Origin of the sequence: Marinifilum flexuosum, from assembly GCF_003610555.1 — a bacterium.
Classification (GTDB): Bacteria; Bacteroidota; Bacteroidia; order Bacteroidales; family Marinifilaceae; genus Marinifilum; species Marinifilum flexuosum.
Window position 1 is genome coordinate 267,919 of record NZ_RAPQ01000012.1, and the last position, 26,866, is coordinate 294,784.

Below are 26,866 nucleotides of genomic sequence, written 5' to 3' on the forward strand. Positions count from 1 at the left end.
ACCTTATATATAGGTTTTAGTGCTTCTATTTAAGCTCAACTTCAGCTCCAGCTTCTTCTAATTGTGCTTTAAGTGCTTCAGCTTCTTCTTTAGAAACTTTTTCTTTCAATGGAGCTGGTGCAGCATCTACTGCAGCCTTAGCTTCTTTAAGACCTAAACCAGTTAATTCTTTAACCAATTTCACTACAGCTAGTTTAGAACCACCAGCAGCAGTTAGAATTACGTCAAACTCAGTTTGCTCAGCAGCACCACCTTCAGCGCCAGCAGCAGGTCCAGCAACAACTGCAGCAGCAGCAGCTGGTTCAATTCCGTATTCTTCTTTTAAGATTTCAGCTAATTCATTTACTTCCTTAACAGTCAAATTAACTAATTCTTCTGCAAACTTTTTTAAATCTGCCATTTTTCCTTCAGTTTTTAAAATTTAATTACTCTAAATATATTACTCTTTTTCTGAAAGTGTTTTCACAACACCAGCTAGGATATTCTTTCCTGATTCCAAAGAAGACACAACATTCTTGATTGGTGATTGAAGCAATGCAACGATATCTCCAATAAGTTCTTCTTTAGACTTGATGGTAGTAAGAGCTTCAAGCTCGTTATCACCAATATAAAGCGATTCTTCAACGTAAGCCGCTTTCAGGATAGGTTTATCATGTTCCTTACGGAACTCTTTGATAAGCTTCGCAGGAAGGTTACCAGTCTCTGTAAGCATAAGAGAAGTAGCTCCCTTAAGTACATTGTCTAGTCCTTCAAACTCACCTTCTGCCTTTTCCAAAGCGATTTTAAGAAGGGTGTTTTTTACAACAACCAACTTAATATCCTTTTCAAAACATGCTCTTCTAAGTGCCGAAGTATCTTCAGCATTCATTTCTGAGATGTCAGTAAGATAGAAGTGGTTTGACGCATTAATCTCTTCCGTCAAGCTATCAATAATCTGAATTTTTTGTTCCTTTTTCATGATTACTAAGATCTTGATTAAATTTTTAATTAGTCAAGTGTTCTTGGATCAATTTGAATTCCAAGACTCATTGTGCTTGACAGGTAAACACTCTTGATATAAGTTCCTTTTGCTGCAGATGGTTTCAATTTATTGATAATACCAACAAATTCTTTAGCATTATCCATGATTTTATCTGCTTCGAAAGATACTTTACCTATTGAAGAGTGAATGATACCGTACTTATCGACCTTAAAATCAATCTTACCAGCTTTCACTTCTGCAACTGCTTTAGCGATATCCATTGTCACTGTACCTGATTTAGGATTCGGCATCAAACCGCGAGGTCCTAAAACACGTCCAAGTGCACCAACTTTCGCCATTACAGTAGGCATGGTGATGATTACGTCAACGTCTGTCCAACCACCTTTGATCTTAGCAACATAGTCGTCAAGGCCAACATAGTCAGCACCTGCAGCTTTTGCTTCTTCTTCCTTATCAGGAGTACAAAGAACCAAAACACGAACTTGTTTACCAGTACCGTGAGGTAGTGTAACAACACCACGTACCATTTGATTAGCTTTTCTCGGGTCAACTCCTAAGCGAACATCCATATCCACTGAGGCATCAAATTTGGTAGATGTAATCTCCTTAACCAATTTCGCTGCTTCGTCGATAGAATATAGCTTATCAGTATCCACTTTTTCTGAAGCTAACTTTCTATTTTTCGTTAGTTTACCCATTTTAATTGCAGTGTTTAAAATTATTGATTAAGAGGATTATCACCTGAAATTGTGATACCCATACTTCTTGCTGTACCAGCAACCATACTCATGGCACTTTCCACTTTAAAAGCATTCAAATCTTTCATTTTCCCCTCTGCGATCTCGCGAACTTGATCCCAAGAAATTGAACCTACCTTTTTACGGTTTGGTTCAGAAGAACCTGATTTTAATTTAGCAGCCTCTAAAATTTGTACAGCAACAGGAGGAGTTTTTGTAATAAATTCAAAAGAACTATCAGAATAAACAGTAATCACAACAGGGATTACTTTTCCAGCCTGATCTTGAGTTCTTGCATTGAATTGCTTACAAAAATCCATGATATTAACCCCTTTAGCACCCAACGCAGGTCCTACTGGGGGTGAAGGATTTGCAGCACCACCTTTGATCTGCAATTTGATTAATCCTGCAACTTCTTTAGCCATAGCTTTACTTTTCTAAAGGATTTAATTATTCTTTTTCTACCTGCATGAAACTTAACTCAAGAGGAGTTTTACGTCCGAAGATCTTAACCATTACTTTCAGCTTTTTCTTCTCAGCATTCACCTCTTCAATCACACCGGTAAAACCATTAAATGGTCCATCAGTCACTTTAACCATTTCGCCAACATAGTAAGGAATATTAATTTCCTCTTCTTTGCCAGCTAATTCATCAACCTTACCCAATATGCGGTTCACTTCTGACATACGCATAGGTGTAGGATCGCCGCCTTTCGTATCCCCCAGGAAGCCAATCACGTTCGTAATATTACGAAGGATGTGAGGAATCTCTCCAACGAGTGCTGCTTCGATTAGAACATAGCCTGGTAAGAAAATTCTTTCCTTGCTAATCTTCTTCCCGTTTCGCACCTGAAAAACTTTTTCGGTAGGAATGAGAACCTGTGACACATATTCCGTTAGACCTAGATTGGAAATTTCGCTATCAATATATTCTTTGACTTTCTTTTCTTTTCCTCCAACAGTCCTAAGAACATACCATTTTTTTTGAATTTCAGCCATCTTTTTCTAAAAAGGAATTATTAGTGTAACATATTGTATATAAAATCCATCATATTCTTAAACCCCATATCCATTAAGAATATCACAAGAGCAATAATAGTGGAAGCAATCATAACTACTATAGCACTGCTTTGGAGTTCAGACCATGATGGCCAAGATACTTTCTGAACCAGTTCTTTATAAACTTCTTCAATATAAATTTTTAGTTTCATAAGGCAATTTGTCTTTGCACGGGAGGAGAGACTCGAACTCCCGACACCTGGTTTTGGAGACCAGTGCTCTACCAACTGAGCTACACCCGTCTATAAGAAGATTGATCCGAGTTCACGGATCAATCTTTATAATATGCAATTAGTCAACAATTTCAGTAATCTGACCTGCACCCACAGTTCTACCACCTTCACGGATAGCGAAACGTAGACCTAAATCACAAGCTACTGGCGTAATCAACTCAACGTTGATAGTTACGTTGTCACCTGGCATTACCATTTCAACTCCTTCTGGAAGAGTAATCTCACCAGTAACATCAAGAGTTCTGATGTAGAATTGAGGACGGTATTTATTGTGGAATGGAGTATGACGTCCACCTTCTTCTTTTTTCAATACGTACACCTCAGCTTTAATCTTAGTATGAGGAGTAATTGTATTAGGGTGACAGATAACCATACCACGCTTGATAGCAGCTTTATCAACACCTCTCAACAATAGACCAACGTTATCACCAGCTTGACCTTCGTCCAAAATCTTACGAAACATCTCAACACCAGTAATTACAGACTTCATACCTTCAGCACCAAGACCAATAATTTGAACTTCTTCACCAGTTTTTACGATACCAGTCTCGATACGACCTGTAGCAACAGTACCACGACCAGTAATAGAGAATACATCCTCAACTGGCATCAAGAAAGCCTTATCTACATCACGCGGAGGAAGTGGAATCCAAGTATCAACTGCTTCCATTAGCTCCATGATTTTATCTTCCCACTCAGCTTCACCGTTCAATCCACCTAGAGCAGAACCAGCAATAATAGGAGTGTTATCACCATCGAATTCATAAAAATCCAACAATTCACGAACTTCCATCTCAACTAACTCAAGCATCTCTGCATCGTCAACCATGTCAACTTTATTCAAGAAAACAACGATTTTAGGAACGTTTACCTGACGAGCTAATAGGATATGCTCGCGAGTCTGTGGCATAGGACCATCAGTTGCAGCACAAACCAAAATAGCACCATCCATCTGAGCAGCACCAGTTACCATGTTCTTCACGTAATCCGCGTGACCTGGACAGTCAACGTGAGCGTAGTGACGGTTAGCAGTTTGGTATTCTACGTGAGCAGTATTAATAGTAATACCTCTCTCCTTCTCTTCAGGAGCGTTATCGATAGAATCGAATGATTTCACTTCAGACAAACCTTTTTTTGCTAATACAGTTGTAATAGCGGCAGTCAAAGTAGTTTTACCGTGGTCAACGTGACCAATGGTACCAATATTTACGTGTGGTTTTGACCTGTCAAAATGTTCTTTAGCCATAACTCCAAATATTAATTAATATTAGACAACAATTAAAAACAATATCTTAAATTTCTTGAGCCATTGACGAGATTTGAACTCGTGACCTCTTCCTTACCAAGGAAGCGCTCTACCCCTGAGCTACAACGGCAAACGTATTTGAGCGGGAAACGGGACTCAAACCCGCGACCCTCAGCTTGGAAGGCTGATGCTCTATCAACTGAGCTATTCCCGCAAAAAAAGAAACAAAAATGTTTCTTTTCGTTTACCAGTGGGGAGAGCAGGATTCGAACCTACGAAGACGAAAGTCAGCGGAGTTACAGTCCGCCCCAGTTGGCCACTTTGGTATCTCCCCAGTATGTAATATTTTTGAGCCGATGGAGGGACTCGAACCCACGACCTGCTGATTACAAATCAGCTGCTCTAGCCAGCTGAGCTACATCGGCAAAAAATGCAAACCATCTATTTAACAGGCGTACTTTTCCCTAAAAATGGTTTGCAAATGTAAAAATATTTTAAATTTATCACAAAATAATCAGGTGTTTTTTCTAATTATTTTGCTCTTAGTTTTTCTTTGTGTTTCACAACTTGCTTTCGCAATGCATCGGCAGCAAGATCAGCAGCCTCTTCAAATGTTTTACTTTGCTTTTTAGCAAATACATTCGCACCCTTTATATCAAGATTGATTTCAACTACCTTATTTTCGGTAATATCAGATTTTTCAACCCTAAGAAAAACCTCAGCTCCAGCAATGTCGCCATTGAGCTTAATTATTTTTCCAAGCTTATTTTCTATGAAATTTTCCAATTTCACATCAGCAACAAAACCGATCGATTGAATGTTAATCATATTCTAATCCTCCAAAATTTATGCTCGCGGATGAGCTTGTTTATATATATTATTTAAACGCTCAAAAGTAGTATGAGTATAAATTTGTGTTGCCGATAAATTCGAATGCCCTAATAGCTCCTTAACCGCATTTAATTCTGCACCATTATTTAATAGATGCGTTGCAAATGTGTGTCTCAGAACGTGTGGGCTTCGCTTGGTCATTGTTGTAATCTTCGACAAATGCTTTGTAACGATTCTATACAACAACTTTTCGTAAACAGGCACCCCCTTTTTAGTTACAAAAAGAAAACCATCCAAGCTTCCGAAAGTTTTAAATCTCTGATCCAAATATTGATCAAGAAGTCTCATTAAACCCTCACTTACCGGAATGATTCTTTCTCTATTTCTTTTTCCTAATACTTTAACTAAAGATGCTGATCGATCAAAATCTAACTCTTTTAGATTCATCAACTCTGACAATCGCATGCCAGTTTGATAAAACATTTCGATCACCAATTGATCTCGAACACCTTCAAATCCTTCTCCAAAATCCACTTCTCTTAACACCTGCATTGCATGCTCTGCAACAAACCCAGGTAATTTCTTTCCTTGCTTAGGCCCAACAACTCTATCCATCGGATTCGAATCAATCACTGATTCTCTAAGCAAATATTTAAAAAATGATTTTAAAGAGGATAACTTCCTATTTACAGTTCGCGAAGTCTTACCTTCGTTCATTAAAAAAACGATCCATCTACGCACATCTTTAAATGTTATATCTTCAATCTGTATATCTTCAGCACTTGAATAAAATTCAAAAAACTGAGTCAAATCACAGTCATAAGATATAACTGTATGTGCAGAATATCGTTTTTCGTATTGTAAATAAGATAGAAAAGATTCCTTAAAACTCATACATCCAGGATATTTATCCAATAGGATAACCCAAGATACGAAAAATTAAGATATCAAGGAATTAATCCAACAGAAAATCAATCTTCAGCTTGTTGCATTGCTTGAACGTAGATTGCGTGCAATTTCTCTTCTCTTCTCTTAACAGATGGCTTTTTATAAACCTGTCTTCCTCTAAGCTCTTTGATTACACCAGTCTTTTCAAATTTTCTTTTGAATTTTTTTAAGGCTCTTTCAATGTTTTCGCCTTCTTTCATAGGAATAACAATCATAATTTTCTCCTTTAATATTTATGTTTTTCTAAGTGAGCCGCAAATTTATTAATTCAATCATTATAATTCAAATTTATTTTGAAAAAAGTAATGAAATTATCTCCATTCTAATATTTTAGGACCTTTTACGGAAATATAAAGTTAAGAAAATAAGGAATTATTCTCAAGCAAATTCAAAAACTACTATTCTAGACTTAAATAAGGTTGTATTTTTTTAAAAACACTATCAGTCAATAAATGTTTGGTTTTTAAATCTCCCACCGAGCTAAATTTCCCTACTCTTTCTCTATATTTTACGATATCTGAAGACATCCTCCTGCTGATATATGGATGATTTCCTAATGATTTCGCATTACAATCATTTATTGATATTTTTTTTAATACAACAGGCGATACACATACTCGATTCTCAATTAATTGGAATGTTTCCTCAGAAATGCCATATACTTCCAACAACTGAGATTTAGAAATGTAGCCACCAAGCATATCTTTATATTTCACAATTCGATTTGAAAGTATTTTTCCAATCCCTGGAAGTGTTTTCAAAATAGAAGTATCTGCCATATTCAAATCAACCAATTCTATTTTTACATTTTCCTCTTTTAAAGGTTTTATATGTACAAATGGTTTTAGTCTTACCAAAAGCAAAGAATCAAAGCCATAAATCTTACCGATATCATCAGCTCTTTTAAACCTAGCTCCAGTAGATAAATACTTTATTATACGATTCGACATTCTACCATCCACTCCCAATCTTTCCCATTCAGCTTTGGTTATTGTGTTGGGATCAAAATCAAACAACTCGAATTGAACTCTTTTTTTTACAATACTTCTAACTTCTTCTTTCTTTATTATAACAGTAATGCTGATATAATCTTTCAATCTATTATAATCATCATCTTTAATACCATAAATTTTTCGGAAATCAGATTTGGATCTAAACACTCCACCCTTATCTCTATATTTTAAAATGTTCCTGGTTTGATAATCTCTTAAACCAAGTCTTTTAAACTCATCAGCCGAAGCCTTATTAGGGTCAAACAAAAACAAATCAGGCTTATTCAATTTGCCTTTACTGTTCAACGCAGCCATTATACTATCAAGCTTTTCATATTTCTTAGGCACTGAATCTGGCTTAGAATCCGAATTAAGAATTTTCGGCAATACAAATACTGTTATTAGTATTAAGGCCAATACCAATAACCCTCTTTTCTCTGATGTAGAATAAGAAAAGTATTCTTTTATGATCTTTTTTAACGACATATTAAAAAAGCGTTATTTGAAAACAAATAACGCTTAACAATATTATAAAAAAGATTAATCTTATCCAAGTTTTAAAAGTCCAATTCCATTTAAAAACACAGCCGCTATTGCTATAGGAGCCAACCATTTCACTATAAAAAAGAACACTTTAAAATATTTCACACGTAAAGTATTTTCATTTGACAACTCCTCACGCACTATTGCTTGTTTTAACTTCCAACCTACAAAAATTACAATTAATAGAGCACCCAATGGCAGCAACACATTGGCAGCAGTATATTCCATTATCCCAAAAATGCTTTGGCCTAAGATATGAACTCCAGATAAATCTCCAAATGACAAAGTTGCAAACACACCCAATACAGAAATAGAAGCTGCACCAACTACGGTAGCTTTTTTTCTGGAGATATTTAACTCTTCCGAAAAGTATGCAACAACCACTTCAAGTACCGATATGGTAGAAGTTAATGCAGCAACAGATAACAAGAAGAAAAACAAAATTGAGAAAAAGTACCCTCCAGGCATTTCCAAGAATAATTTTGGTAGCACTTCGAAAACCAATCCTGCTCCTGAATCAGGCTGAAAACCTAATGCAAAAACAGCTGGAAATATCATTACACCTGATAAAATTGCAATTATCGTATCGGCAACTGTAACCTGAACTGCAGTTTTCCCCAAATTATTTTGTTTTTGGATATAAGAGCCATAAGTAATTAGAGCCCCCATGCCAATACTTAATGAAAAAGCAGCTTGACCTAATGCTTCTAGGATAACTCCCATTGATATCTTTGAGAAATCAGGCTTAAATAAGAAATCTAAACCAGCAGAAGATCCTGGCAAGGATAATGAGCGCACACACATTGCAAGTATCAATACAAATAGCAGAGGCATTAATATTTTTGCATACTTTTCAATTCCATTTTTAACACCTGAGAAAACAATCCATGCTGTTAGGACCATAAAAATCATTTGCCACATTAAAGGACGAAAGGTTCCTTGCTTAAAATTATCAAACATCGTCTTGGTATCACCATGGGCAAATCCGTTACTTATTGCTTGATACAAATATTCCAAAGTCCAACCCGAAATAGTTGAATAAAATGCAAGAATTAAAAAAGCTGCAACTACTCCCATCAGTCCTACCAAAGACCACATTGATTCTGGTGCAAGCTTACGAAAAGAACCAAATGCATTTTTTTGCGCTTTTCGACCAATCAATAATTCGGATAACATTACAGGCAATCCAATAGCAATTATAAAAGCCAGATATATTAGAAGAAATGCACCGCCACCATTTTCTCCAGCTACATATGGAAATCGCCAAATATTACCAAGGCCAACTGCCGATCCTGCGGCTGCTGCAATTACACCAAATTTACTTGAAAAAACATCGCGTCCCGAAGGATTACTAATAGACATGTGATAAATTTTAAGGTTATTGATATACAAATAAGGGCAAGTTCAAATTTGCAAAATATTAGGTCTAATTCCTAAATGCTTTTGTTTTTTATATCAAGTACAAACAAAAAAGCCCGGATAAATTATCCGAGCTTTACGATTATAATATCTTTAAGACTAGTTACGTCCTACAGCATTTAGGTCTTCGAAAGCCATAACTAAACGATCTTTCATTGCAACCTCACCTTCGCGCAACCATTTTCTTGGATCGTAGAATTTCTTGTTTGGCTTATCATCACCTTCTGGGTTACCGATTTGACCTTGCAAGTAATCGTGCTTCGAAGCTTCGAATTCACGTACTCCGTTCCAGAATGCCCACTGAGTATCTGTATCGATATTCATTTTAATTACACCATAAGAAATTGCCTCACGAATTTCTTCTAAAGTTGAACCTGATCCACCGTGGAATACGAAATCAACAGTATTATCAGCTACAGCATATTTTTCTGAGATAAACTTCTGTGAGTTATCCAAAATCTTAGGTGTCAATACAACATTACCTGGCTTGTAAACACCGTGTACATTACCAAATGATGCAGCAATTGTAAAACGAGAAGATACTTTAGATAATGCTTCGTAAGCTAAAGCAACATCTTCAGGTTGAGTATACAATAATGAGTTATCCATATCTGTATTGTCAACACCATCTTCTTCACCACCAGTACAACCTAATTCAATTTCGATAGTCATACCCATTTTGTTCATACGCTCGAAATAGTTTACACAAGTTTCGATGTTTTCTTCAAGAGTTTCCTCTGATAAATCTAACATGTGTGAGCTAAACAATGGTTTTCCTGTTTGAGCAAAAAACTCTTCACCAGCAGTCAACAAACCGTCGATCCATGGTAATAATTTTTTTGCAGCGTGGTCAGTATGTAAAATTACTGGAATTCCATAATGCTCAGCAATTGCATGAACATACTTAGCTCCAGCAACAGCTCCAATAATCGCAGCGCTTTGTCCTTCTGCATTAATTCCTTTACCTGAGAAGAAAGATGCACCACCATTCGAGAACTGAATGATAATTGGTGAATTTACTTGTTTGGCAGCTTCTAATGCAGCATTAATTGAGTTAGTTCCAACTACGTTTACAGCTGGGATTGCAAAACCTTCTTCCTTAGCAACCTGAAATAATTTTTGCACATCATCACCGGTTACTACACCCGGTTTAACAACATCTAATACTCGTTTCATAATAATATAATTTATCGGATAGTTCTTATAAAATCGTCGGAAAGTCGAATTTTACCACGAAGTTAAAAAGAAATAATCTATTTTGCACCGTTTTGGCTATAAGAAAATTATGCAAACGAATGCAATTGAAAATTTTTAAAGAATGTAAATAAAGTTCACTTTATTTTCGTAAAAAATCAACTTAAAATGGATATCCAATACCAATATTGAATGTCAACTGATTAAATTTAAACGGACGTTTAGCTATAATCCAACGCTCATTACCCACTCTTGAAGGATCTCTCAATTTTAAACCTAAATCCAAACGAAAAAGGATAAAGTTTAAATCTACGCGCGTACCAAAGCCTGTACCTAATGCAATTTCTTCATAAAAGCGGTCGAATTTAAAATCGGCTCCCTTTCTATCATCCTTTTTTGAGATTGCCCATATGTTTCCAGCATCAAGAAATAGTGCGCCTTCCAATGCCCAAAATAGTTTAAAACGATATTCAAGATTCGCTTCAATTTTAAGGTCGGCAGTATTATTTGGATAAGTAGCTCCTTCATCAACATATGAACCAGGCCCCAGTGATCGTGCCTGCCAAGCTCTAATTCCATTTGCCCCACCAGAAAAATAACTTTTCTCGAATGGCAACACCTCTAAATTTCCATACGGATAACCAATCCCGAAGAAAACACGATATACCATATTATTCGCACGGTTGATGTATTGATTAAATCGATATTCAATATCCCCTTTTACATACTGTGCGTATCTAATTCCTAAAAAGTCATGGTAAGTTCCCTCAAGATTTCCCTCTGAATCGTAATCATTTCTTTTTGATCTTCCTAAGATATTATCTATGGTTTTCAGAGTATTCCCCGCCACCTCTGCACTCAACCTCAAGTAATTGTAATTTCTTGGGAGATTAATATTCTGATCGTTATAAGTTACCGAATATCTTGTAGTGGCAATAACGTGATCAGTAAAAGAGTTCTGAATGTACAAATTGTCGATATCATTCAAAAAATCCTCACTTAAATCTTTCACATCCACAAAATTCAACTCAATCAAGTTAAAGGTATGTTGTAAATACTTCGACGATTTCCAAAAGTACCCAAAACTTGCATCGGCAATGGTTCTGGTATAGTCGGGACGTTTCTGGAAATTATAGGAAAGTGAAAATATGGTTCGTGGATTGTATGATTTTCTGAATTTTTCAGCATCGAAAAATGGGAGTAAAAACTTGGGAATACTCAACTTTGAAACGATACCATACTCAGAAGAACTAAAATTCGTTTGCTCACTTGATTTCACATTTTCTCTGGCTGTAGAAAGTTGAACGTCTAGCACCTCGGCACCACCAAACAAATTTTTATGCTGATAGTTCAAATTACCTGCAAATCCAATGTTTCCAGAAGAATTGGTCCCTTCCAATTCGAAAGAATAGAATTGTAAATTGTGCGGACTCAATTGAATCACACAATTCAAATTACCGTATTCATCATCATTTGCCTTTGTATCCTCATCAAAGTTTATATTCACAAACTTAAATTGATTCAATTGCTGTAATCTACTATATGATTGAGAAACAGAATTCAAATTATACAAATCCCCTTTTTTTATAAGAATTGAGGATAGAATCACATCAGGTTTTATTTTAAGCTTATTTCTATAGATAAACTCAACATTCTTATGCACCAAAGTATCCAGTTCCGATAAATAAATTGAATCATTCATCAGTATTAGCTTTGGATCATACTCAGTAAGGATTTTAACTTTATTAATTCGATACTTTTTGGTTGCCTTTTCATTCAATGGTTTTTTTAAGCCAACAAAAACATCCATTTGATGATCTTTCTTCGTACTATCCATCATAAAATGAATATACTCTCTCGAGAAATTAAAATATCCCTGGTTCTTAAGCATCTTAAAAATCCTCATTCTCTCTTCTCCAAGCACATCAGAGTCTACTTTTTTTCCCTGCTTAAGTTTCGTATCTTTTTTATCCTCATTCACAAAGCCACGAACCAAAGTAGAATCAGACATCTCACTTAATTTTTGCGATGGAGATAAAAAATTATAAGGCAACTCATCAAGTTGGTGATATAACTTACGGTATCGATAAGGTTCATTCGCAGTTATGGTGTAATATACCTTTGCTTTTTTCTTTTTAAAAGCAACAGAATCTTTTATCACAGCATTGTAATAACCTTTTTTCTTCATGTATAACTGCAACTGAGCTACAGATCTTTTCGTCTGAAAATCTTCATAAATTACAGGCTCTTCTCCAATTCGTCTAAGCCATCGGTTAAAACCTTTCGATTTATCCTTACCAGACAGATTATAAAGTCCTAAATGAAAGCGCCAAGTACCAAGAATTTTTAGATTGGACTTTTGCTTAATATTCTTTTTAAGATCACTTGTAGGTACTGACCTGTCATCGGTTTTAACAATAACTTTATTTAAAAGGTATTCATCTTCCCCAACATACTTAGTGGTTGAACAAGAACTGACACCAAGTAGGAGACTCAGAAAGAAAAGTAAAATCGGGAAATAATAACTACTTTTGTATTTTAGAATAGCTTTCAAGAATGAATTGAATATTTATCGGTTTAAATTACAACAAAGATACTTATATCAATTAAAAATTAGTAATGCATCTGAAACAATTACGCGCATTGCTTTCATTCATTGAAAACACCATTACAAACAGTCTGATTTACTAACTTTTAAGCTTTTAGCAGTGCTTTCGAAAAATCAAATTAAACTTATATCCAGCTTACAAAAGAAAAAATATAGAGATTCTCATCAACTTTTTGTTGCCGAAGGCGATAAGTTGGTAATGGACCTGCTACAAACCAACATAAAAGTTGCATACCTGGTACATACCCCTGATTGGAAAAACGCACCAACTACAGAGCATCTCAATCAGATAGAAAATCGTGTTGAAACTGATGAAAAACTAATGAAAAAGGTGAGCAGTTTAAAAACACCATCTCCGGTGCTTGCCGTTTTCAGGATTCCAACTGGTGACATTGATGAAAACACCATAAAAAATTCCTTATCTATATTACTTGATGATGTTCAGGATCCGGGCAACCTGGGAACCATTATTCGCATTGCCGATTGGTTTGGAATTAAGAATATCTTTTGCTCGAAAAACACTGTAGATGTATACAATCCTAAGGTGATACAGGCCAGTATGGGAGCTATTGCCCGAGTTAAAGTTACCTACACTTCTTTAACTGATTTGATTTCCACATACCATTCAAAGGACTTTCCTGTATATGGAACTTTTTTGGAAGGTGAAACCATATACAAGTGCGAATTACAAAGCAAAGGTTTTATTGTAATGGGTAATGAAGGCCAGGGAATATCAGAAGAAGTTGGACAATTGGTGAGCAATAAACTATTCATTCCAAATTTCCCTACCGATCAGGAAACATCAGAATCGTTGAATGTATCGGTGGCAACCGCTATTATTTGCTCGGAGTTTAGAAGAGGGGAATTTTAATTTTTCCTTTCTCTTTTTGAGGGTAAAAGCATTGGCAAATTGCCCTCTGTGAATTTAAAAGGTAAAATTTCGCTGGCAAAACGCCCTCAACGGAAAAAAATATCAAAATTCTGTTGACAAAATGCTCTCGACAGAAAGAGTTGGTAAAATCCATTGGCAATAAGCTCTCGATGGCTGGAGTTGGCAAAATCCATTGGCAAAAATGCTCTCGACAAGCAGGATACTCAATTTTTCACTGACAATATGCTCTCGACGAGCAGAAAGTAGAAATTTCCGTTGGCAAAAAGCTCTCGATGGCTGGAGTTGGCAAAATCCATGTGCAAAACCGATTATTCCTTGGCGTAATACCTATCAAACGCATCGGCACATTGTTCGCCATCCATGGCAGCCGATACAATACCGCCAGCATAACCTGCCCCTTCGCCACAAGGGAATAGTCCTTCGATTTTGGTGTGCTGGAAAGTTTCACGATCTCTTGGAATTCTTACTGGCGAGGATGTACGCGATTCTACTCCTAAGATCACCGCTTTATTGGTAAGAAACCCTCTTGATTTTCTGCCAAATGCCTTAAAGCCTTCTTGCAATCGGTAAGCAATGTGCTCGGGCAACCACTTGTGCATTTCGGAAGATACCACACCCGGATGATAGGATGTTTTTGGCAGGCTTTCGCTTTTTCTACCTTCAACAAAATCTTTCATTCGCTGGGCAGGAGCCGTTAGGTTCTTACCTCCTTCTACAAATGATTGTGCCTCCAAATCTTCCTGAAAATGCAATCCAGCCAAGGGACCGAATTGCTCATATTCCGCTAAATCTTCGGTTCGAATTTCAACGGCCATTCCCGAATTGGCAAAGGCAGTATTTCTACCTGAGGATGACATTCCGTTTACCACTTGCTGATTTTCGCCTGTTGCCGCCGGAACAATTACTCCACCCGGACACATGCAGAAGGAATATACGCCACGCCCTTCAACCTGATGTACAAAACTGTAAGTGGCCGCTGGCAAATACTTGCCTCTTCCGTTTGGATTGTGATATTGAATTTGGTCGATTAACTCCTGTGGATGTTCGATACGAACGCCCATTGCAAAAGATTTTGCTTCAATATCGATATCTGATTCATTTAATTTTCGGTATACATCGCGAGCCGAATGACCTGTTGCCAGAATCACGGCTTCTCCCTCGAAAGTTTTTCCATCCTGAGTTTGCACACCTGTAATTTTATTGGCATCCATCAAGTAATCGGTCACCTTACATGAAAAGTGAACTTCTCCACCCGCTGCAATAATACTCTTACGAATATTTACAATTACCTTAGGCAAAACATCGGTTCCAATGTGAGGATGAGCTTCAAACAAAATCTCATCCTGAGCACCATGAAAATGAAGCACATTTAAAATTTTCTTCAGATTTCCGCGCTTTTTAGATCGAGTGTACAACTTGCCATCCGAAAAAGTTCCAGCTCCACCCTCTCCAAAAGAGTAGTTCGAGTCTGGATCAACATTTCTGGTACGGTGCAACTGTCCCAAATCCTTCTTTCGATCTTCAACACTTTTACCTCGCTCCAAAACAATTGGGCAATATCCTAGTTCTACCAATCGTAAAGCTGCAAATAAACCTGCCGGACCAGCTCCCACAACAATTACCTTTTTCTTACCCATTACATTCGGATAATCAAATATCAATTCTTTAGCCACAGGAAGTTTTTCATCCACTGCAACACGAAACTTCATATTTATCTTGATATCTCTTCTCCGAGCATCTATAGATTTTCTTAGAATCTGAATTCCATTAATTCTACCAACCTTTATATTTAATTTTTGAGCCAGAATAGGCTTATAAAAAGATTCATCAGAAGCTTGTTTGGGATTCAGAACAATATCAATTTCAGTAATCATGTAAAAAAGTAAAAAGGTGAAATGGTAAAAAAGTGCAAGAGTAAAAAATTACTCGAAATGAAAGGATAATGTAACTATTTTTGAGTTCATACCACGAATGGCATCTGTGTATGCCTCATAACCTGGATTCTCAATATCATAGCTATGGTTAATGATATCGCGTAAACCTATTGCAAATTTCAATTCGGTAGCCAACTTAAAGTATGGCAAATAAAAATCGATACCAGCACCCAACTCCAAATAAACATCAGTAGCATTTAAACGAATCAGCATATTATTTTCAGGATCGAGAGCATCTTGCGATTGCACATCAATCTTGTAACTGGCTCCACCAATTAAATATGGTCGATAGTTATTCAATCGCTTTGCGCGATATTTAAGCATCAAAGGAAGATTCACCAAAACCGATTCAACCGTCACATCTTCCTGTGGCAAGTTGGAATACTTAATGGTTCGTTCTCCAAACTCCAGGCCTGGCAAAAATCTTAAGGACCAATTTTCATGCAAACGCAAATCAGAAACAATCCCTACCGAAAATCCAGGGGAAAAAACAACTTGCTCAGCTCTGGCATCTGTTAACCCTGAATTATATAAGGCAAAGTCCATATTATTTATGGCCAATGTAAAACCAAAGTGCAACCATTTTTGGTCAACTTTCTGGTAATTCAGTATGCTTTCAGGCTTATATCTACTTTGTGAAAAAGCAGAAGAAAAAAGGGAAAGACAGAGCAGTATTAAGAGTAATCGTTTCAATCTGGATCGTTTATTTTTAGTAATAACCCCTAAAATATAAAATTATTGTATGGGTTTAGTTCCAATGTAAATTGAAGCTATCCCGAAACTTAATTTTATCTGTTTTGTTTCGGTAAAACCACAAGCTTCATAAATCTTTAGAAAATCGTCACCATCCGGGAAAGCATCAACAGATTCGGGCAAATAGGTATATGCCGAAGCATCTTTTGACACCATTCTTCCCCAAAATGGAAGAATTCTAAAAAAGTAAAAATTATAAATCTGTTTAATTGGAAATTTTCTTGGTTTTGAAAATTCGAGAACCACCACTTTACCTCCAGGTCGAACCACGCGGTTCATTTCTGACAATCCTTTTTCAAGGTTTTCAAAATTTCTAACACCAAAGGCCACCGTTATTGCATCAAACGTGTTATCCTCGAATTGAATATTTTCAGAATCTCCTTCCAATAATTCAATTTTATGCGATAAGTTTTTCTTTGCAATTTTTTCTCTCCCTACAGCCAACATCTCGGTAGAGATATCAATTCCTACAACTTTATCAGGATTCAACTTTAGGTTAGCCAAAGCAAAGTCACCAGTTCCTGTAGCAATATCCAAAACCATTTTCGGCTGCAAAGGTTTCAATAACTTTACCGCCTTCTTTCTCCACAACTTATCAATTCCCATCGACAAAACATGATTTAAAAAATCATATTTCTTTGCAATATTATTGAACATCTGCGCAACTTGCGCCTTCTTCCCTTTATCTAAATCTTTGTATGGATTTACCACGAACTTTCTTTTCTAGTTAATAGTGAGGAAATCTAGTAAATAGATCTTATAGATTTCAAAAACAATGCGATCGTTAATAATTTACGATCGCACAAATATAGTGAATGAAAAACAAAGAACCATTATATGATTCTTTGTTATCTGTAATCTTAATATTTTCAACAATTATCTATCCGATAATGTTATTTTTCATGTAAATTTTCTTGTATTCTTCAATATAGCCATAAGAAATGTCATCGATTCTTAACTCTCCTTTTGTGATATGTCCTAATGTCGAAAATGGCAAACCACTTTCCATCATCATGTCAACAAATTCGTTTTCATTTTCCATTGATACTGAAACTACAACTCTACCCTGAGCTTCGCCAAATAAGAAGGCATCCATACGAACTTCGGCAGGCGAAGTAATATCAAAACCTAATCCAAGCGGCATCGACGACTCGATTAGATTAAAGAACAATCCCCCACGCTCAACACTGTGAGCAGAACAAATCAGCTTAGTCTCTATTAATTTAGCTACCGTTTCATTAATTGCTTTTTCATCCTCAATATTGAAAAACGGAATACCCACCTGACACTTTTGGTGATAAGAACACAAATACTCTGAACCCGATATGTCATTTCTTGATTTACCAATTAAGAAAATCATTTCACCTTTATTTCTAAAAATATATGACATATGATTCCCCTTATTCGGCAATGCTCCCATCATGGCAATAACTGGGGTAGGATTTATGGCTTTTCGCTTTCCTAAAACAGAACTTTCGTTGTAAAAACTTACATTTCCACCAACCACAGGAGTTTCGAAGTAAGAACTTGCTTTTGCGATTCCTTTTATTGTTGCCACAAATTGAGAATAAACATTCTCCTCAAGCGGACTTCCAAAGTTCAAGCAATCATTTATTGCTAATGGCTTTCCTCCCGAACAAACTATTCGCCTAGCAGCACGTGCAATATTAATTTGTGCTCCTATGTATGCATTATTAAGAGAGTACACCGAGTTACCAGATACCGTAAAACAAACAGCTTTCTTATCATTTCCAAAAAATGTGATTTGAGCATCGGATGGTGAGTTATCTCTGTCCTCTATACTTCTTTGAAGATGCTCCTTAATTACAAGGTTAGGATTGTTCACCATTTTATTAATTACTTTCCAGTAATTATCAGGTTCTGGAATGGTTTCAAGATAATCTATAGCATCAGCCTGAGCTAAATCATGAAATTTACGATCTGTTTGTGGAGATCCAAATCCCATCACCAAATCTCTTGCATTTACTTCAGCTACCATTTTGGAACTCTCAAAAAACCTTATGGATTTATTACTTGTTAATGCTCCTATTTCCTCACAAACTACACTGTAATCTTCGAATATTTTCTTAATTAGAGCCGTATTCTTCTTGTCTGCTACCAACAAGAATCGCTCCTGTGTTCTCGACAATAACACTTCCTCAAGATTAATTCCATTCTGACTTAGAGGTATTTTATTTAAATCAAGATCGATTCCTGTTTGGGCATGAGCACTTATAACAGCACATGAATTAATGATACCTGCCATATCCATATTTTCCACTCTTACCAGAGCATCCTGTTCGTTAAGTTTCAGAATAGCTTCGGTTAACGAATTTCCAAGATCCGGATTTCCTTTTGGAATTGTAAAACTCTCATTTTGTCCAAACACCCCTTCTGAACCGGTTGGGTTTCCAGCTATGAACAACGCTTGACCAGCTTCCAGTTTTCTATTGAAAAGAAGTTTGTCTTTTGAAACAAGTCCTGCCACCATTACATTTACAATGGGGTTTGTATCATATGATGAATTATAAAATATTTCGCTTCCAATATCTTCTATATAGAGAACATTTGAATAATCATTTATTCCCTTAATGATTTCATTCATCAACCATTTTGTTCTATCAAGAGTAGAATCGCCAAAACGTAACGAATTGAGAATAATTTGCGGTTTGGCACCAAGGGATACAATGTCTCTGCAAACATCACCAACACATGTAGCAGAACCCTGATATGGATCAATACCAGAAGGGTGATTGTGTGTTCCCATTTTGAATACACAATATTCTCCATTCCCTAAATCAACAACTCCCGCACTCGATTCTCTTGCACCTGAAATAATATTTTCACCTTTGTTAGGCAACGAGGATATCCATGAAACAGAACTTTTGTAAGACAGGTTCTCTGACCACATAACAGAATAAATCTGTAGTTCTAATAAATTAGGGTTTCGACCTAAACTCTCTACGATCTTATCGTATGATTCTTTATCTATGCCAAGATCTTCGGCAACCTGAACTGATACGTCGTGTTTTTCCATGGTGCAAGCTTATTGGTGATGAATATTTTAAATTTAAAAAAAATAAGATAGGAACACGAATTATCGCCTTAGTTTTTACCTTTACAACTCCAAGAAAAGATTGATTGTAAATTACAATCACAACAACAAAACAATATTAATATCACAAATACAAAATGACTAAAATAGCTTTTATAACAGGCGCTACAGCAGGCATCGGTGAAGCTTGTGCTAAAAAAATGGCAAAAGTGGGATACGACCTCATTATTTCTGGAAGAAGAGAAGAAAATTTAAACCAATTAGAAGAGGAAATTCTGAAAGAGTATCAATGTAATATCTATAAATTAGTTTTGGATGTAAGACAACAAAAAGAGGTTTTCGAAGTAATCAATAGCTTACCTGAGGAATGGAAAAAGATTGACCTTTTGGTAAACAATGCTGGATTGGCAGTGGGCGTTTCGGCACTACAAGATGGCGTTATTGATGATTGGGAAAGAATGATTGATACTAACATTAAGGGATTACTTTACATTACCAAAGCTGTAAGTCCTTTGATGATAGAAAGAAAACAAGGTCATATCATAAATATTACTTCAATTGCAGGAAAAGAAGTATATCCAGGAGGAAATGTTTATTGCGCCACAAAACATGCAGCAGATGCCTTAACCAAAGGGATGAGAATCGATATGCTTCCTCATAACATCAAAGTTACCTCGATTGCTCCGGGTATGGTTGAAACAGAATTCTCCATTGTTCGATTTAAAGGAGATAAAGATAAAGCAGACCAGGTTTATAATGGTTTTACCCCATTATATGCGGAAGACATTGCTGATACAGTAGAGTTTATTGCAACTCGTCCTGCTCACGTGAACATTAACGATATTCTTATCATGCCAACAGCCCAAGCTTCAGCAAGAGATGTTGTGCGCAACTAATAAGTACACGAAATTTCTTCGGATTCGATGATCCAACGACCGGGAATAAACTGTTTTGATTTTATATGAATGGTCTTAGCTAGTTGATCGCCCGTAACGGCAAGAATTCGATTCATTTTTCCGATAAATAAAAACTTAAAATTTCGGCTGATCCAGGCAGCAAAGCTTTCGAACAGCCGGAATTCTTTCCTTCCTCCATAAATTACAGATGGTCGGTAAATGGTAACCGATTCAAATTCCAGAGAGTTGATAAAACATTCGGCCTCGCCTTTAACTCTTTGATAGAAAAAATAGGATTCTGTACTAGCTCCTATCGCACTAATTAAATGAAAGTTACCAATCTCCTTTTCTTCGCAAACCTTAGCAAACTTTGTAATGTATTCATAATCGATCATTCTGAAATTTTCTTTTGTTTGAGCTTTTTTTATTGTTGTTCCAATACAACAAAATGCCACATCAATTTCAGAAGGAATTTGTTCTGAAGTAAAAGATTCAAAATCTATTATAATCTGTTCCAACTTTGGATGATTAATAGATAATTTCTTTCTGACCAAAGCATAAACTTTTGTATAATCTTGATCAAACAAAATACGTTTTAGTAATTTTTCTCCAGTAAATCCTGAAGCACCACTCACAATTGCCTTCATAATACAATAATTTCAGATGTTTGGCTCTCTTCTAAAGACAAGTTACGGCTTTCACGATAAAATCAAAAACACGAAAAGGTTTTTGCTGACACAAAAACCTCTCCCATTATATTTAACCTATTTGTATTACTTGATAAATGATTTTATTTTTTCTAACAACAGTTCCTTTTTAATTGGTTTTGAAAGATAATCATCGCAGCCAATTTCAAGAGCTTTATCTTTATCACCATTCATAGCATAAGCTGTTTGAGCTATAATTGTTAGATTTGGATTGATCTTTTTAATTTCAATAGTTGCTTGCATACCATCTACTTCCGGCATTCTCATATCCATTAATACTAAATCGATATCACTTTTCTCTTTACAAATACGAATGGCTTCAGCACCATTTTCAGCCCGTATAACTTTGTACTTGTTTCTTTTTAAAATTGTCTCAATCAATCTATAATTAGAAAGCTCATCTTCTGCAACTAATATGGTTGGAATATGATTCACCTCTACTTTTGGCAATTCCGTCTGCATGATTTCTTCTTTTGAAAGAACACAATCCAGTATCAATGTAAATGTAGATCCTTTATTTGGTTCAGATTCAACTTCAATCTTTCCACCAAGCATGTCCATTATTTTTTTTGAAATTGCCAAACCCATTCCAGTACCTCCAAAAGTTCTGGTAATTGAATCATCTACCTGACGAAACTTATCGAAAATTATATCCTTCTTATCTTTCTCTATCCCAACACCAGTATCCCTAACGTAAAGCTTTAATTTTTCACCATCAACAAAATATCCAAACTCAACTGATCCTTCATTGGTAAACTTCAATCCATTTTTAAACAAATTCATTACCACCTGCATAAGTCTATGAAAATCGTTACGAACCAGAATTTTTGAATATCTTTTATCTCCAGTAAATTTTAAAGTCAATCGTTCTTTATTTTCCAATATCTGTTTTTTCGCTGCCAATTTTTTTGCCTCACATAAAAAATTAGCCATCAAAAACTCTTCTTCCACTTTTTTAATATTTCCCGATTCAATCATCGTAAAGTTTAAGATGTCCTCTATAACCTCAAGTAATTGGTTCCCACTTTTATTTATTAATTGTACAAATTCCAATATTTCTTCAATACTCATGGAATCATTACACAAGTTCGAAAATCCGATTACCGCATTTAATGGTGTTCTTAACTCATGAGAAACATTTGCCATAAAAGCCGACTTCATTCTGTCTGATTCTTCAGCCTTATTTTTTGCTTCTAATAAATCTTTCTCTATTTTTTTACTTTCCGTTATGTCTTCTTTGGTAGCCATATAATGAGTTATCCTTCCAAACTCATCTTTAATTGCAGAAAAATTGGCTCGCTCCCAATATAATTCCTTATTTTTTTTAACATTTAAAAACTCACAATTCCATTCTTCTCCATTTTTCAAATGTTCCCACATTTGCTTGTATACATCCTGAGGGGTAAATCCTGATTTCAGTATTCGAGGATTTTTCCCTATTACCTCTTCAGCACTATATCCAGATATTTGACTGAACTTAGGATTTACATATTCAATATCTCCATCTCTATTAGTAATGACTATTGAAGCAGGACTTTGTTCCATGGAGCGATGCAATGTTTTTAGCTCCATTTCTCGTTTTTTTCTTTTAACCCCCAAAGCAATCTGTACCGAAATAATTTCTAATAACTTTAAAGTATCTGGGTCAAGATTTGATGAACATGTATACGATGAAACTCCAAAAACTCCTAGAACAAGATCATTATCTATTAGAGGAAAACCAATCCATCGCTTTGGAATTTCATCCAAAGACAAACCATTTACTTCAACAATTTCTTTTATTTGGTTTTCATCAAGATTTAACTTTTTTTTCCTTCGAATTGCAGTAAAACTAATTGATTCTGAGAAACTCAACCTATCATATTTAAAGGATTTCTGACCAAAAGAACGCAAAGATCTATTGGTTGGTGAAATTAAATCTAGAAACATCTTACCATTACCCACAATAGGTTGTAACAAATCACCTATACTATGAACCAATTCCACCTGACTTAAAGAAGAATTCAGAATATCCGTGATCCCATAAATTATCTGCTCCTGCTTTTGCTTCCATACCTCTTCAGTTACGTTACGGTAAATAGCATATACCGCAACTTTCTCCTTATCAAGAAATATTGGCTTTCCCGTTACCTGTACATGAATTTGTTTTCCATACTTGGTTTGGCGCACCGTAGTGAATTCCAATACTTGTCCTAAAGAAGCTTGTTTTGTATATTTTTTTCCCTCTTCTTTAAAGTTTTCAGGAACAATTAAATCATTAATTTTTTCTGACAATGCCTCATCCAAAGTATATTCAAATAATTTTTCGAATTCTTTATTTACTCTTATCACCCTATCTTCATTATCAAGAATCACAATTGCATCTGGTGAATTTTCAAATAAATTCTCAAAAAAAGTTTTTTGAACTCGAATTTCATTCGTGGCTTTCTTATTCTTCTCTACTTCATTTCGCAATTCATAACTCATCTCAAATTGAGACTCAATTCCCTTTGCAAAACGTATGGATTTTTCGATATTCTCTTCGATTTCCTCTCGAGAAAGAACTTTTAGCAAGCTAGCCTCTACTGCTTCTTCATTGGTTAATTTTTCACCACTAGCAATCTTAACAGCTATTGGATCATTCTCTTCAACAAATTGCCCATACACAAAATATCCATAAAGTTCCCCACTAATTTTAACCGGAACAAAAACACCTCTGGCATGCGGCCCATATACAATCTCAATACAAGCATCTTCTCGCTCGCTTTTCATCTCTGAAATTTTTCTAAAAAGACTCTCTCCATCTTTAATCAGGCCTCCATTGAAAAGTGTCATAGCATTGCAGCTGCAACTGTTCACAAATTTGTCTTCAAAATTCATTAACAAACAAGGACATTCACTTAACTCCGAAAAAACGTTAAGCATCATTAAAAGACTATTCGGATTTTGAATATCTCTAAAATGATCAAGATTGCTCTTACTCATTTCTTTTTTATCAAATTTGTACAGGGAATTGCTAGGATCTCGAGATAAATTTTTAGTCATAAAATTTTCATAGATAAGGTTCAGGATATGTATACTGATTTTGGTCAGAATTGTTCGCATTTTTAATAAAAAAAATCACACCTCAAAAAGTATAAACACTATGTAAAACAAGACTTCCAACATTTTTAAAATAAACTATAAGTTCATATAATTATTAACTTAATATTACAATTCTCCTAACTAGTTTTTAAATCAATTTTGGGCTCAGGCTAAAATTTTAATAAATTTGACTATATCACATATAAAGTCATGCAAAAACTTATAGGATTTAATATCAAGAGGAATAAAAAATTATTGGTGTCAGATATTATAAAATTTTACGAAGTAAGAGGTTATGAATTAATTGATGCCGATGCACACGGTATGACTTTTACACGCGGGAATATTTGGGGAAATATGACCTCCTTAAATCCCACCAAATGGAAAACAAAAGTGAATATTGAAATAATCAAAAAGGAAAGGATGGATTATAACATCTATGCAACCTATAAATTCACCACATCTGGATTTTTTCGAACTAAAATAGAAGATAACTATTATAATGAAGAACTAAATGCCTTTTCTAAAGCAATAGAGAATTTCGATATTGATAGTGATTTGATAGAAACAATTATAGATAAAACCAACAAATCAAATTTTCACTTACTTGCAAATTCTCTTTTACTGGGTATTCCAACTTCTCTATTAATCATTTTGACAATCAATAGTCTTATCAACAACACATTACCAATTATTATTGCTTCAGCAATTACTGCAATTGCAATTATAGGTTTTTATGCAATTTTCGTAAAATTAAGGGGAAAAGCTTAAAAGTTTATTTTCAAAAGATAATCAATTCATTGCTATACAAGAAGAAACAATACAGTCCAAGCTTTATTTTAATGCAAATATATATTTTTTTAAAACGTTTGCACTATGTTTTAAAACTTATTTCAAACGTATGCGTAATTCAATCATTATTGATAGTTTTGACCTAACGATTAAAAAATCAAAGTACTGATAAGAATCGCGACTAATAATTTGAAGTTTGATGTTTACAAAGACCGAGAAAATCTATTTTTTCGGTCTTTTGTTTTAAAATCGACTTATAAAACCAAAGTGAATTTTAGCACTTCTTAAATCAAAACTCTGATTTTCTTGTTTACCTGAAGCATAGTTTAAACTAAAAACTCCTGCTTTTGTTGCAAAACTCAAACCAAACCCTACTCCAATTGGATAATCCTCTGTACTACTGTCCAAAATTTCACTTTTATAGTAAGCTAAATCTGTAAACAAATAAAAACTCGTATTTCTTTCCGGAATAAATCGCAATTCATTGCTTACAATAGAATACCTCGACGCCCTGAATGAAGCTTCATCAAATCCTCGCAGGCTGTTTAGACCACCAATTTTAAACAAATCATTTCCAAACAAATTATCTGATTTTAAAAATCCAGATTGATTTTTCACTCTATAACTGATCTTATTGCTCAGCGGAAAATTGATTTCTCCTTTCCATTTTATATTTAGAACCGAACTATTCAAATCAATACCATTATAAAGGTGATCTGGAATTTTTCTGTTTTTTTTAATTTTATGCTTACCTATTCCTATTGAACTATTGAATTGCCATCCCCGTTTAGGATTAAAAGGATAATCCAAATTTGAATAATTAAATCCCACTCCTCCCATTTGTGTTTTTACATCGGCATAATCGGGCAATACAGTAATTCCACTTAAGTGTGAAGTAGATATTAATGAAGATGAATGGTATTCGTAATACAATTTTACATGACGATTCCCTTTTTGAAAAAGTTTAAAGCCAAAATTTAAATTGGTTGAAAGGTAAGTTGTATCCTGCTTGGAGAGTGTAAAATCAAAATCCAAGCCCATATTTCCTATCAAATATGGATGCATAAATCCAAGAGTTAAATCTTGACTTTTCGGATCTGCTTTTTTCCAGCTTAGTTTAATTTCTTCCCCAACTCGAAAAGCATTATTCAAAAGCAAATTGATTTCTCCCGTTACTGTCAAACTCTCATCATCATCCTGATCTGATTGCAAACCAAGAATTCCATCGAATCGATTTGAGGCTTCCCGATCCAAATAGGTATACAAAACTGCTTTATTCTTCACAAATTCAACCTCAGCCGGTTTAATTTCTCTACAAAAATTCAAATTATTAATTCTTGCAGATACTTTACTAAGGGTATTTTCACGATAAGGAGAATTGGGTGAAACATCCAGATATTTCATTATAAACTCATTTCTCACTTTAAGTTTTCCTTTTAATTTTATACTATCCCATACAACAAATTTTCCTTTCTCTAAATTCCAGGTAACATCCAATTTAGAGTTCCGAATATTAACACTATCGTTATAGATTTTCGCAAATGGATACCCTTTATTATTATATGTTTCTATAATTTTTTGCTGATATTTTGCCATCTCACTTAGCTGAATCCTTTTATGATTATATAATCTAAATGAAAAATTCATAGAATCTTTTTGATTAACTCCCTGGTGAGAGATGCGATTTAGAAAGTACTTGTCTCCAATATGAATAAAGGCCAATAACTTATCGTTTTTTGAAACCAGAGAATCCAAATTCGCTTCCAGATATCCAGCTTGCCTTGCCTTTTGTATTTTATGGTCTAATTTGCTTAGAGCTGCATCCATGTCAGAATATTTCCCCTGAATTCGATACAACGACTTTGCAATACGTACAGAACCATTTTCTACAAATACATTCAAATGAACTTTACGCTGGGATAATACTGTAATCCATCCTGTTAGAAGTAAAACTACAATAAGGATTACCTTTTTCATATTTA

Annotated in this window: 24 protein-coding genes and 5 tRNA genes; 3 read left to right on the top strand and 26 right to left on the bottom strand. The window is 35.1% G+C overall.

Annotated elements, in window-relative coordinates; all coding sequences use genetic code 11:
• Positions 1-25 precede the first annotated feature (25 nt).
• From rplL to tamL, 19 genes are all read right to left on the bottom strand, one after another.
• Entirely contained in the window at positions 26-400 is a 375-nt protein-coding gene (gene rplL, locus BXY64_RS19245) for a 50S ribosomal protein L7/L12 (protein WP_120241600.1), read from the bottom strand.
• A gap of 39 nt (positions 401-439) precedes the next feature.
• On the bottom strand, positions 440-958 hold the full coding sequence (rplJ, locus tag BXY64_RS19250; RefSeq protein WP_120241601.1) for a 50S ribosomal protein L10: 519 nt from the start codon (positions 956-958) through the stop codon (positions 440-442).
• Between the two features lie 29 nt (positions 959-987).
• Positions 988-1,680 carry a 50S ribosomal protein L1 gene (gene rplA / locus BXY64_RS19255; protein WP_120241602.1) on the bottom strand — a complete coding sequence of 231 codons (693 nt, stop codon included), beginning with the start codon at positions 1,678-1,680 and terminating at the stop codon, positions 988-990.
• A 20-nt stretch (positions 1,681-1,700) separates the two neighbouring features.
• A complete protein-coding gene (rplK, locus tag BXY64_RS19260; RefSeq protein ID WP_054716163.1) occupies positions 1,701-2,144 on the bottom strand; it encodes a 50S ribosomal protein L11 in 444 nt (147 codons plus the stop codon).
• Between the two features lie 25 nt (positions 2,145-2,169).
• Positions 2,170-2,718: a transcription termination/antitermination protein NusG gene (gene nusG / locus BXY64_RS19265; RefSeq protein WP_110360379.1), complete on the bottom strand. Its 549-nt coding sequence runs from the start codon at positions 2,716-2,718 to the stop codon at positions 2,170-2,172.
• Between the two features lie 20 nt (positions 2,719-2,738).
• Entirely contained in the window at positions 2,739-2,930 is a 192-nt protein-coding gene (gene secE / locus BXY64_RS19270) for a preprotein translocase subunit SecE (protein ID WP_120241603.1), read from the bottom strand.
• A gap of 17 nt (positions 2,931-2,947) precedes the next feature.
• A tRNA-Trp gene (locus BXY64_RS19275) sits at positions 2,948-3,020 on the bottom strand.
• Positions 3,021-3,069: 49 nt separating this feature from the next.
• Positions 3,070-4,257, bottom strand: a complete 1,188-nt coding sequence (gene tuf, locus BXY64_RS19280) for an elongation factor Tu (protein WP_120241604.1) — start codon at positions 4,255-4,257, stop codon at positions 3,070-3,072.
• A 58-nt stretch (positions 4,258-4,315) separates the two neighbouring features.
• Positions 4,316-4,387 (bottom strand) — tRNA-Thr (locus BXY64_RS19285).
• An 11-nt stretch (positions 4,388-4,398) separates the two neighbouring features.
• A tRNA-Gly gene (locus BXY64_RS19290) sits at positions 4,399-4,471 on the bottom strand.
• Between the two features lie 37 nt (positions 4,472-4,508).
• Positions 4,509-4,591, bottom strand: a tRNA-Tyr gene (locus BXY64_RS19295).
• A gap of 17 nt (positions 4,592-4,608) precedes the next feature.
• Positions 4,609-4,682, bottom strand: a tRNA-Thr gene (locus BXY64_RS19300).
• Positions 4,683-4,788: 106 nt separating this feature from the next.
• Entirely contained in the window at positions 4,789-5,085 is a 297-nt protein-coding gene (gene hpf / locus BXY64_RS19305; RefSeq protein WP_120241605.1) for a ribosome hibernation-promoting factor, HPF/YfiA family, read from the bottom strand.
• Between the two features lie 18 nt (positions 5,086-5,103).
• On the bottom strand, positions 5,104-5,982 hold the full coding sequence (locus tag BXY64_RS19310) for a tyrosine-type recombinase/integrase (protein WP_120241606.1): 879 nt from the start codon (positions 5,980-5,982) through the stop codon (positions 5,104-5,106).
• 77 nt (positions 5,983-6,059) lie between these two features.
• A complete protein-coding gene (gene rpsU, locus BXY64_RS19315; RefSeq protein ID WP_120241607.1) occupies positions 6,060-6,251 on the bottom strand; it encodes a 30S ribosomal protein S21 in 192 nt (63 codons plus the stop codon).
• Positions 6,252-6,434: 183 nt separating this feature from the next.
• A complete protein-coding gene (locus tag BXY64_RS19320) occupies positions 6,435-7,514 on the bottom strand; it encodes a helix-hairpin-helix domain-containing protein (protein ID WP_120241608.1) in 1,080 nt (359 codons plus the stop codon).
• Positions 7,515-7,574: 60 nt separating this feature from the next.
• Positions 7,575-8,933: a sodium-dependent transporter gene (locus BXY64_RS19325; RefSeq protein ID WP_120241609.1), complete on the bottom strand. Its 1,359-nt coding sequence runs from the start codon at positions 8,931-8,933 to the stop codon at positions 7,575-7,577.
• A gap of 156 nt (positions 8,934-9,089) precedes the next feature.
• Entirely contained in the window at positions 9,090-10,166 is a 1,077-nt protein-coding gene (gene fbaA / locus BXY64_RS19330) for a class II fructose-bisphosphate aldolase (RefSeq protein ID WP_120241610.1), read from the bottom strand.
• A 181-nt stretch (positions 10,167-10,347) separates the two neighbouring features.
• A complete protein-coding gene (tamL, locus tag BXY64_RS19335; protein ID WP_120241611.1) occupies positions 10,348-12,738 on the bottom strand; it encodes a translocation and assembly module lipoprotein TamL in 2,391 nt (796 codons plus the stop codon).
• 154 nt (positions 12,739-12,892) lie between these two features.
• On the opposite strand from tamL, the gene BXY64_RS19340 reads away from it, so the two are divergent.
• Positions 12,893-13,663: a TrmH family RNA methyltransferase gene (locus BXY64_RS19340; protein ID WP_120241612.1), complete on the top strand. Its 771-nt coding sequence runs from the start codon at positions 12,893-12,895 to the stop codon at positions 13,661-13,663.
• Between the two features lie 329 nt (positions 13,664-13,992).
• Here the strand turns inward: BXY64_RS19340 and BXY64_RS19345 are convergent, their stop codons facing one another.
• The 4 genes from BXY64_RS19345 to BXY64_RS19360 all read right to left on the bottom strand — a co-directional run bounded on the left by BXY64_RS19345 (position 13,993) and on the right by BXY64_RS19360 (position 19,408).
• Positions 13,993-15,558, bottom strand: a complete 1,566-nt coding sequence (locus BXY64_RS19345; RefSeq protein ID WP_120241613.1) for an NAD(P)/FAD-dependent oxidoreductase — start codon at positions 15,556-15,558, stop codon at positions 13,993-13,995.
• Between the two features lie 48 nt (positions 15,559-15,606).
• Positions 15,607-16,311: a type IX secretion/gliding motility protein PorT/SprT gene (gene porT / locus BXY64_RS19350; RefSeq protein WP_170150713.1), complete on the bottom strand. Its 705-nt coding sequence runs from the start codon at positions 16,309-16,311 to the stop codon at positions 15,607-15,609.
• A gap of 42 nt (positions 16,312-16,353) precedes the next feature.
• Positions 16,354-17,082 (bottom strand): bifunctional demethylmenaquinone methyltransferase/2-methoxy-6-polyprenyl-1,4-benzoquinol methylase UbiE, encoded by a 729-nt coding sequence (gene ubiE, locus BXY64_RS19355; RefSeq protein WP_211334554.1) that lies wholly within the window; start codon positions 17,080-17,082, stop codon positions 16,354-16,356.
• Between the two features lie 169 nt (positions 17,083-17,251).
• Entirely contained in the window at positions 17,252-19,408 is a 2,157-nt protein-coding gene (locus tag BXY64_RS19360) for an AIR synthase related protein (RefSeq protein WP_120241615.1), read from the bottom strand.
• A gap of 155 nt (positions 19,409-19,563) precedes the next feature.
• Here BXY64_RS19360 and BXY64_RS19365 point away from each other — a divergent pair, with 155 nt between their 5' ends.
• Entirely contained in the window at positions 19,564-20,322 is a 759-nt protein-coding gene (locus tag BXY64_RS19365) for an SDR family NAD(P)-dependent oxidoreductase (RefSeq protein WP_120241616.1), read from the top strand.
• Here BXY64_RS19365 and BXY64_RS19370 read toward each other — a convergent pair.
• Together BXY64_RS19370 and BXY64_RS19375 are read right to left on the bottom strand one after the other, a co-directional pair.
• Complete coding sequence (locus BXY64_RS19370; protein WP_120241617.1) at positions 20,319-20,969, bottom strand: NAD(P)H-binding protein; 651 nt, start codon at positions 20,967-20,969, stop codon at positions 20,319-20,321. The genes BXY64_RS19365 and BXY64_RS19370 overlap by 4 nt on opposite strands.
• A gap of 126 nt (positions 20,970-21,095) precedes the next feature.
• Positions 21,096-23,993 carry a PAS domain S-box protein gene (locus BXY64_RS19375; RefSeq protein WP_170150714.1) on the bottom strand — a complete coding sequence of 966 codons (2,898 nt, stop codon included), beginning with the start codon at positions 23,991-23,993 and terminating at the stop codon, positions 21,096-21,098.
• Positions 23,994-24,302: 309 nt separating this feature from the next.
• Here BXY64_RS19375 and BXY64_RS19380 point away from each other — a divergent pair, with 309 nt between their 5' ends.
• Positions 24,303-24,863 carry a hypothetical protein gene (locus BXY64_RS19380; RefSeq protein WP_120241619.1) on the top strand — a complete coding sequence of 187 codons (561 nt, stop codon included), beginning with the start codon at positions 24,303-24,305 and terminating at the stop codon, positions 24,861-24,863.
• A gap of 264 nt (positions 24,864-25,127) precedes the next feature.
• Here BXY64_RS19380 and BXY64_RS19385 read toward each other — a convergent pair whose 3' ends face one another.
• Positions 25,128-26,861, bottom strand: coding sequence for a BamA/TamA family outer membrane protein (locus BXY64_RS19385; RefSeq protein ID WP_120241620.1), 1,734 nt, complete (start codon positions 26,859-26,861; stop codon positions 25,128-25,130).
• Between the last annotated feature and the right edge of the window lie 5 nt (positions 26,862-26,866).